This is a genomic window from Bacteroidota bacterium (assembly GCA_030706565.1).
GTDB lineage: Bacteria > Bacteroidota > Bacteroidia > Bacteroidales > JAUZOH01 > JAUZOH01.
The window spans coordinates 1-3298 of record JAUZOH010000409.1; the positions used below are offsets into that span (position 1 = coordinate 1).

Annotated in this window: 3 protein-coding genes; 2 read left to right on the plus strand and 1 reads right to left on the minus strand. The window is 38.4% G+C overall.

Annotation, left to right across the window (positions count from 1 at the left end; translation table 11 throughout):
• On the minus strand, positions 1–788 hold a 788-nt coding region (locus Q8907_14845), incomplete at its 3' end, for a methylenetetrahydrofolate reductase (protein MDP4275549.1).
• 302 nt (positions 789–1090) lie between these two features.
• Here Q8907_14845 and Q8907_14850 point away from each other — a divergent pair.
• Positions 1091–2953, plus strand: coding sequence for a mucoidy inhibitor MuiA family protein (locus Q8907_14850; protein MDP4275550.1), 1863 nt, complete (start codon positions 1091–1093; stop codon positions 2951–2953).
• Positions 2954–3035: 82 nt separating this feature from the next.
• Positions 3036–3298: bacteriohemerythrin (locus tag Q8907_14855; protein MDP4275551.1), on the plus strand; the 263-nt coding region annotated here is incomplete at its 3' end.

Below are 3298 nucleotides of genomic sequence, written 5' to 3' on the forward strand. Positions count from 1 at the left end.
ACCAATGCTTCCGGTATTTCTATGCTGAATATTTTGGGAAGAACGGAAATGTCCTTTAAAGTCATAATTGGTTTAATTCCAGGGACAATGGGAACCGTAATTCCCATTTTACGGCATTTTTCCACAAATTCGAAAAAGTATTTGTTGTTAAAGAACATCTGAGTGACTATATAATCGGCGCCTGCATCGACTTTCTCTTTCAGGTGCAGCAGGTCGTTTTCCATGTTGGGCGCCTCATAATGTTTTTCCGGGTATCCGGCTACGCCAACGCAAAAATCGGTAGGAGTGGGGTTCTCCAATTTTTCATCCAGGTAAATGCCCCGGTTCATATTTTTGATTTGCTTAACCAGTTCTGTGGTATGGGCATGGCCGTTTTCCTCGGGGATGAAAGACCGGACGCTTTTGGGCGGATCGCCGCGAAGCGCCAGCAGGTTGTTCATGCCCAGAAAATTGAAGTCGATCAGGGTGTCTTCGGTTTCGTCTCTGTCAAACCCGCCGCAAATGATGTGGGGAACAACAGTCACCTTGTATTTAAATTTGATTGCGGCAGCAATGGCAACGGAACCCGGCCTTTTGCGTATGGTCCTTTTCTCAAGCAACCCGTTTTCAAGCTTTTTATAAACAACTTCCTGCTGATGATAGGTAACATTGATGTTTATGGGATTAAATTCTATCAAAGGATCAATAGCCCTGTATATGCTGTTTATATTTCCCCCTTTTAAGGGAGGTAAAACCTCAAATGAAAATTGCGTTTTGGTCGCATTCTTAAGCTGGTCTATAACTTTCATCAATCTTTTTAATATTATATTTTTATAGTCTGCCTGTATTACTAATAAAAAACAAGAAAAACCTCAGTTCTATTAATAAAAAGTCAGGTATTGACGTTTTTACATTTCAAACAACACAAACTTACATGATTTTTTTTGAATCGCACAGCCCGAATTGATAATTATGGAAAATATCTAAACGGATCCCTTGTATGATGACGATTTGATCATAAAAAGCCGATTTCTGTTTTTTAATTTACTAATTTGATTATGTTTGTTAATACAATTCGTAATTTAGCTCTTCAGAAAAAACTATAAGTACTATGAAAAATTTTATTTTGATTGTATTGGCATTAGTCATTGCAACCGGCCTTTTCGCCCAGGCCCCTTCTAAAAAAGAAGTTGAGACCAAAATTGACAAGGTGACTATATTCCTGAACGGAGCACAAGTCTCACGAAAAGCGAATATACATCTGGTGAAGGGTAAAACCGAATATGTGCTTAAAGGTTTGTCGCCTTATATGAGTCCGCAAAGCCTTCAGGTTAAGATAGGTGCCGATGTAACCATATTGTCCGTCGTACATCAGATTAATCATTTGGTTGAGCAGCAGAAAAAACAGGATATTGAGGAACTTGAAACGAAAAAACAGGCATTGGCCGACCAGATTACACAAGACAGCAGTTTGTTTGCAGTATACAACGAGGAAGAAATCATGCTGGGTAAGAACCAGCAGGTCAGTGGCCTGAATACCGGCTTGAAAGTTGCAGACCTGCGCGAAGCAATTGATTTTCAAAGATCAAGAATGATTGAAGTGAAAAATAAAGAATTTGAATTCACAAAGAAAATCAGGGTTGAACGTAAGGAATTGGATAAGTTAAATCAACAGTTAAAGAGTTTACATATTAACGGGAATCTTGCTACCAGTGATGTTTCTTTAGTTGTAGATTCAAAAATCGAAGTTGATGCCGATATCTTTGCAAGTTATTATGTGGATCATGCAAACTGGTTTCCAACTTATGATTTACGGGCAAAAGACATCAATTCTCCTATTACACTGGCTTATAAAGCCAATATCGTTCAAAACACCGGAGAGGATTGGAAAAATGTCCGTCTGTCACTTTCAAACTCTAATCCCGTTGAAAGTGGGAATAAACCGGTATTAAATCCCTGGTACCTTCGTCAAATTTCATATTCTCCTGTGCGTTATGAGAATGTATATTACAAGTCGGCAGTTGCAATGGTCTCGGGTGTGATCAGCGGGAAAGTTACGGATGGAAATGATGGTTCCCCTTTGCCGGGTACTACTGTTGCTGTGGAAGGATCTTCTGTTGCTACCGTAACCGATGAGCAGGGAAACTATTCGCTTAACCTTCCCTCCGGTGCACAGACATTGACTTTTTCTTTTATAGGTTACGAAACTTATAAAACGCCCATTTCTTCAAAAATTATTAATGCTTCTCTTTTACCCCAAAATCTGCAATTGGATGAAGTAGTAGTGGTCGGATACGGGGTGTCTAAAAAAAAGAGTAAAAATGTTAGAGGTATAAATGCAGCAGCTACCAGGGAAACAATTAATCAAACCAACGTTCAATTTGATATTGAACTGCCTTATTCAATTCCGGCAGATGGAAAAGTTTATTCAGCTGATATTAAGCAGATGGAAATACCTGCAGATTACGAATATTACTGTGCGCCCAAGTTGGATAAGGATGCTTTCCTGACGGCGAAAATTTCGAATTGGGAAGAATATAACCTGCTGGATGGTGAAATGAATTTGTATTTTGAAGGAACTTATGTGGGGAAATCCGTATTGGATGTCCGCAATGTTACGGATACCCTGCAAATATCCCTGGGCCGGGATAAAAATATCGTGGTTACCCGTACCAAACAAAAAGAGTTTTCAAAGAGCCAGTTCCTGGGTAACAATAAAACGGAGATGCGGGCTTTTACTATTGCTGTAAGAAATAAAAAGCAACAACCGGTCAACCTGATTCTTGAAGATCAATTCCCAATATCTACAGATAAAGACATAACAGTCAAGAAAACAGATTATTCAGGAGCTACGATAGATGAACAAACCGGTAAGGTTACCTGGAAGCTGACTTTAAAATCCTCTGAAGAACAAAAAGTTAATTTGGGCTATTCGGTAGAGCATCCTAAAAATAAGCCGGTGGTACTGGAATAATAATGAGAAAATACGGCTTGATTCTTTAAAGGGATTCGGCCCAATGATTATCTTTGGGGAACTAATCATTAAATTTCATATCATGACAACAATAATATGGACTGAAGCTTTAAGTGTTAAAATTGCGTCAATAGATGAACAACATAAAAAATTAATTGATCTGATCAATGATTTTTACAATAATATAATAACTCATTCCGCACAGGAGATGATGAGCGATGTTATCAAAGCATTGAAAGATTATACTTTGTATCATTTTACAGCGGAAGAAAATTATATGAGACAATATGGATATACGGGATTCCCTGGTCATAAGAAAGAGCATGATTATTTTGTCGGTAAGGT

Coding starts and splice junctions, on each gene's coding strand:
- Q8907_14850 (MDP4275550.1), top strand. CDS start 1,091: ATGAAAAATTTTATTTTGATTGTATTGGCATTAGTCATTGCAACCGGC.